Source organism: Methylophilus rhizosphaerae, assembly GCF_900100975.1.
In the GTDB taxonomy this organism is placed as follows: Bacteria; Pseudomonadota; Gammaproteobacteria; order Burkholderiales; family Methylophilaceae; genus Methylophilus; species Methylophilus rhizosphaerae.
On record NZ_FNFX01000002.1, the window covers coordinates 649749 to 655748 of the forward strand.

The 6000-nt window shown below is 49.9% G+C and carries 5 protein-coding genes and 1 rRNA gene; 1 reads left to right on the forward strand and 5 read right to left on the reverse strand.

Going from position 1 to position 6000, the window contains the following annotated elements; genetic code table 11:
- Positions 1–8 precede the first annotated feature (8 nt).
- Positions 9–1004, reverse strand: a complete 996-nt coding sequence (locus BLP53_RS06710; protein WP_091471366.1) for an EpsD family peptidyl-prolyl cis-trans isomerase — start codon at positions 1002–1004, stop codon at positions 9–11.
- 266 nt (positions 1005–1270) lie between these two features.
- On the opposite strand from BLP53_RS06710, the gene BLP53_RS06715 reads away from it, so the two are divergent.
- Positions 1271–2338: an alpha/beta hydrolase gene (locus tag BLP53_RS06715; protein ID WP_245652680.1), complete on the forward strand. Its 1068-nt coding sequence runs from the start codon at positions 1271–1273 to the stop codon at positions 2336–2338.
- 71 nt (positions 2339–2409) lie between these two features.
- Here the strand turns inward: BLP53_RS06715 and BLP53_RS06720 are convergent, their stop codons facing one another.
- The 4 genes from BLP53_RS06720 to rrf all read right to left on the reverse strand — a co-directional run bounded on the left by BLP53_RS06720 (position 2410) and on the right by rrf (position 5767).
- Entirely contained in the window at positions 2410–4233 is a 1824-nt protein-coding gene (locus tag BLP53_RS06720; RefSeq protein WP_176755234.1) for an ABC transporter ATP-binding protein, read from the reverse strand.
- 7 nt (positions 4234–4240) lie between these two features.
- Positions 4241–4726, reverse strand: coding sequence for a 2-C-methyl-D-erythritol 2,4-cyclodiphosphate synthase (ispF, locus tag BLP53_RS06725; protein WP_091471368.1), 486 nt, complete (start codon positions 4724–4726; stop codon positions 4241–4243).
- A 20-nt stretch (positions 4727–4746) separates the two neighbouring features.
- Positions 4747–5526, reverse strand: coding sequence for a 2-C-methyl-D-erythritol 4-phosphate cytidylyltransferase (ispD, locus tag BLP53_RS06730; RefSeq protein WP_342670204.1), 780 nt, complete (start codon positions 5524–5526; stop codon positions 4747–4749).
- Between the two features lie 127 nt (positions 5527–5653).
- A 5S ribosomal RNA gene (gene rrf, locus BLP53_RS06735) occupies positions 5654–5767 on the reverse strand.
- Positions 5768–6000 lie beyond the last annotated feature (233 nt).

A 6000-nucleotide genomic window follows, 5' to 3' on the forward strand; every position in this document is an offset into this window, starting at 1 on the left:
ACCCACTTTTATTGCAGGCCAGCCAATCCTTTTTCAATGGCTGGATTATGGGCGGGTGGAGCAGGTTCTGCTTCCGGCGTGACAGCAACCTGGGGAACGGTAGCTTGCGGGTTTGCCGCAACCGGTGTCGCCCCAGAAGCAGACTCTTCCCCGCTATCCACTGCCATATTGGATGCCATAGTTGAGAAATCTCCCAAAAATTCAACATTGGCCTGTTTACGTAACGCAGCGACTTCATTCTTAACCAGTGCCTGTTGACTGGCATTGACCAGATACCGCTGAATAGCGGGTTGCGCTTGTTCCAGGTCAATCGGCTCCCGGTCTATTTTGGCAAGAAACAGCAATACCAATGCATCAGGGCTTCTGACCACCACGGTGTCACCCACTTTGAGCGTATTCAGTTGTTTAAGCAAATCAAGTGGTAACTGTTCTGCCGCTTTCCTGCTGGCATTGGCGTTAAAGACATAGTGATTATCTTTCAACCACTTGCTTACATCCTCTGCAGTTCTGGCAGCATGGATGCCCGCTTCGATCTCGCTCGCATGTGCATTGCCATCTTTCACCACAAACTCCTGGATCCCGTAGACCTGACGCTCGCTGAACAACTCGGGATGGGTATCGTAAAACTTCCGGATCTCATCACCAGACGGTGCTATGGGCCTGGACGCGATCTTCTGTATATATGCCTGTGCCAATACCTGCTGCCTGGCATCTTCCAGCATTTGCAATATGCGGGGGTCACGGTCCAGTTTTGCCTCAACTGCTTTTTGTTTGAGCAGTTCCATCTCCACCATTTGCTGCAGGACTTTCTCGGAAGCAGCTTTCAGTTGCGACTGATCCAGCTTACCCATTTTGGAAAGCGCAAAGTTCAGCTGGTGGACAGTCAATTCGCTGCCATTGACCCGGGCCACCACTTGCGAACCACTCTTGCCAGCCTCGCCATGCTTGCTACATCCCGCGATGAGCAGCATCAAGAGAGGTGCAATTAAGGCAATTTTTTTCATCGTCGTCGCTCATTCTTTGCATACACGGATACAGATGAGACCAGCGTAAAATGCCGCACGTTCCTGTTCACAAATGCAAACGATGGTTAACTGTTTCCTCCTCCCTCAAGTCATGCACAGCGTAACGGAACATCGCGTGGTATAACGTATCTTACATATAGCACCTCCTACAGTAGATTGGTGCAGTGCCTGATATCAACCTCACTGGCCCAAGGCTAAGGTGAAGGTTTGTACTTTCTCTCTGATTTCACAAGAAAGGAATACGAATGGCAACCACACATCATAGTGATTCTTTACTCAATCAAACCGCAGGCACCCTCCCTGCAATTGAAGATCCTGCTACGGTAGAAGCAGCCACAAAAATACTGGGCGGCGAACCGCCTTATGCAGACCCGGACATGCAATTGGTACTGGATGCATTGACTGCGCTGGGCGGGAAGCCTATTGAAAGCTTATCGCCGGAAGAGGCTCGCCGGCAGCCAACACCCGCAGATGCCGTCAAAAAGGTATTACAGGCACAAGGCCTGGCGCCTGCGACTGCACATGTCTCCTGCAGAATGATCAGCATCCCTGGCGGCCCCATCGGCAGCATGCCGGCCCATGTGTATACGCCTGCAGGTGAAGGACCTTTTCCCGTCACCCTTTATTTTCATGGTGGCGGATTCGTGATTGCGGATACCAAAACGTATGAAGCCTCGATTATTGCGCTGGCGCAAGGCGCTCAAACAGTGGTGGTTTCGCTGGATTACCACCAGGCGCCCGAGCATCGTTTTCCCACGCAACCCAATGAAGCCTTTGTGGCCTATCAATGGTTGTTGAAACATGCGCACGAACTCAAGGGTGATCGCAAACGGATTGCTGTCGCCGGGGAAAGTGCCGGTGGCAACCTTGCTGCCGTCGTTTCGCTGATGTCACGCGATAAAGACATGACCTTGCCGGTACACCAGCTACTGATTTACCCGGTGGTCGACAACAATGTTTTCAATGCATCCTATCTCGAAAATGCCCATGCGAAACCATTGAATGCCGCCATGATGCACTGGTTCTTTAAACACTATAGCGAACCCATGGATACTTACAGTGCTTATGCGTTACCAAACAAAGCCGCCTCCCTGAAAGAGTTGCCACCGGCGACGGTAATCACAGCCGACATTGATCCCTTGCATGAAGAAGGGAAGGATTTTGCCGAACGGCTGGAAAGTGATGGCGTACCTGTGGCCTATCGTCATTATAGGGGAGTGACGCATGAGTTCTTCGGCATGGCCGATGTTGTTGCCAAAGCCAGGGAAGCACAAGTATTTGCGATTGGGGAATTGCGCCAAGCTTTTGCCTAAACCTGGCATTAGTTTTTTTAATAAGAGATTATGTGCAATCGGCACACAGGCGCCTAAAATATCGCAGGACATCACTCCCCGAGGAAGCCGCCGCTCTGATGTGCCCACAACCTGGCATAGATGCCATTCAATGCGAGCAACTCATGGTGAGTACCCGTTTCCACGATCTGGCCGTGGTCAAGCACCACCAGCCTGTCCATGGCGGCAATAGTGGAAAGCCGGTGCGCAATGGCAATTACCGTTTTGCCTTCCATCAATTGTGACAAATGGTGCTGAATGGCTTGTTCAACTTCGGAGTCCAGCGCACTGGTGGCTTCATCCAGCACCAGGATAGGTGCGTTCTTGAGCATCACGCGTGCGATAGCGATCCGCTGGCGCTGGCCACCGGAGAGTTTGACACCACGTTCACCGACGTGGGCATCATAGCCAGTACGTCCCTTGGCGTCTCGCAAGGTCAGGATAAACTCATGCGCTTCTGCCCGTTTGGCAGCAGCCACCATATCTGCGTCTGTCGCATCCGGGCGGCCATACAGGATATTCTCGCGCACGGAACGGTGTAGTAGCGAAGTGTCTTGCGTCACCATGCCGATTTGCTGACGCAAGGAATTCTGCCTGACTTCATCGATAGATTGCCCATCAATCCGTATATGGCCGGACTGGATATCGTAAAAACGCATCAGCAAATTAACAATGGTGGATTTACCTGCACCGGAACGACCCACTAGCCCTACACGCTCACCTGGCTTGATATCGAGGTTGAAGTTCTGGAGTAATGGCACTTGCTGTGCATAGGCAAAATCCACCTGGTCAAACCTGACCTCGCCTTTAGGGACAAATAAGGCAGCCGCTTCTGGTTTATCGACAACATTATTCATCACAGACAAGGTATTAATACCGTCTTGTACCGTGCCGATCTGTTCATACAGGGATGTCAGCTCCCACATCACCCAATGCGAAATACCATTCAACCGCAAGCTCATTGCCATGACAGCGGCGACGGCACCGGCCGCCACAAGGCTTTGCGACCATAGCCATAACACCATCCCGCCACTGGCAATGATCAGGCACATGTTGAGAAAGTGGTTAATGCTTTCTACCCAACTCACCATGCGCATTTGGCCATGCACTGTATCCAGAAACTCCTGCATGGCAGATTGGGCATAGCCAGCCTCCCTGCCTGCGTGTGAGAATAGTTTCACCGTGGAGATATTGGTATAGGCATCAGTGATACGCCCGGACATCAATGCCCGTGCATCCGCCTGCTGTTGCGAGACCTTTGCCAGCCGTGGAATAAAGTAAAACAGTGCACAGCCATATAAGGCCAACCAGCCAAGAAATGGCAATACCATCCATGGGTGGAAATTACCGACTACCGTGACGATGGTGGTGAAATAGATCAGCACGTACACCATAATATCCGCCAGAATGAACCATACATCCCGGACCGCCAGGGCGGTTTGCATCACTTTGGCCGAAACGCGCCCGGCAAACTCATCCTGATAAAACGACATGCTTTGATTTAGCATATGCTGATGGAATTGCCAGCGCATGCGCATGGGGAAGTTACCTGCCAGGGTTTGATGTTTCATCAGGGTTTGCAGCAGAATAATCACCGTACTCCCCACCAGGATGACAATGACCCAGGCAAGTGTCTGTTGATGCGTCGCCCACAGTTGCTGCGGTACAATCGCCGTGAGTTTATCGACCACCTTACCCATGAGGGCAAACAATAATGCCTCAAAGGCACCAATACAGGCGGTGAGTATGGTCATGCACAAAATATACTTGCGCATGCCATATGAGCACGCCCACATAAATGGCCAGAAACGGGTAGGCAGGGTTTGAATAATCTCGCGAGGAAAAGGAGAAACCAATCCCTCAAATCTGGAAAACAATCGCATATTAAACTTGTGTATAAATCAGTACTATGGCTTCTGCAGCAATGCCTTCACCACGGCCGGTGAAACCCAGTCTTTCAGTCGTGGTTGCTTTAACGTTGATAAGGTTGATATTGACCTGGCAGTCACTGGCAATATTTTCCCGTATACGCAGGATATGTGGGCCAAGGCGTGGTGCTTCACAAATTACCGTGGCATCAATGTTGCCGACCTGGAAATTTTCGCTCTTTAATAGTTCGACTACATGGCGAAGCAACTCTCGCGAATCTATGCCTTTATAGCGCATATCACTAGGAGGGAAATGCTTGCCAATGTCACCCAATGCCGCGGCACCAAGCAAGGCATCACAAATCGCATGCAATAGCACATCAGCATCCGAATGCCCGTCCAAACCAACCGGGTGAGGAATATGTACGCCTCCAATAATACAGTCCCGCCCACTGACCAGTGCGTGCACATCAAAGCCATGACCGATTCTGAAAGGTGTCATATGGTTGTATCTCTTCAAGGTTAGCTATTTTGATTTTGTGCTGCCTGTATCAAGGCAGCAACCACGGTTAAATCATGCGGATAAGTTATTTTCATGTTTTTTAAATCGCCCAATACCAATTTGGGCTGATGCCCCATCCACTCCATGGCTTGGGCCTCATCAGTTGGATGACGTTGCAAATAGGTTGATAATGCTTGTTGCAGTGCAGCATAGCGAAACATTTGCGGCGTCTGTGCCTGCCACAATTTGTCGCGTGGAATCGTTTCGGTTACCGCTGTATGGTCATCCGCGCGTTTAAGTGTATCAGCTAATGGTAGCGCTAACAGTGCGCCACTTTCCTGATCAGAAACGGCATTTATTAATCGTTCGACCATTTGACGATCAATACCTGGCCTGGCGGCATCATGCACCAGAATCCAGTCATCTGCGGCCACGAACTCAACCATGGCCCTCAATCCATTCAGAACACTGGCTGCCCTTGTGTCGCCACCGCAGTGAGCAATACGTGATTTATAACAGTCGGCCAGTAAATCAGCCCCCCAATAGGCATCCTTTTCTGCCACAACGACCACAATGCTGGTAATTTCCCGCATGGCTTCGAAAAGATCGATCGCATGACGCAAAACTGGCTTCCCATTTAACATTAAATATTGCTTGGGCGTGCCAGACTGCATACGTGCACCATGACCAGCACAAGGAATTAAGACATGATATCTAGGCATAGAGCTACATTCTAACATGCTGCCTCTACGCATTTTCTTCTGACACCTTAGTTCAGAATATGGCGAAGCTTGCGTCATGATGTCTAAGCGATAAAGCAATGTACTCAAGCCTACTGCTTAAGCTGCTTATTCCATGGTTTTGCTGTTTTGTGTTTTAAAAGCAAAACCCCTCAACACAATAATGCTGAGGGGTTTTCTGTAAGGAGCTTGGGGATGACCTACTTTCGCATACGAAGAGTACACTATCATTGGCGCAAGTTCGTTTCACGGCCCTGTTCGAGATGGGAAGGGGTGGTTCCAAACCGCTATTGTCCCCAAACATAACTGGTAATGTTATGCATGGTGCTGAGCCTGGTATTACTTTGGCCTCAGCCTGCTTTAACAAATTGGAAGAAGTAAAGGAAGTTTAGCTTTTCAGCTTTCAATGGGCAGGGTATGAAACAACTTGTGTTTCGTTTATCTTGATGATTGCCAAATCATATTGCTTTGAACTACACCTTATAGATTTTAGCTCCGACATAACCTAAAGGTTAGTCTTCACTGAAACTCCAG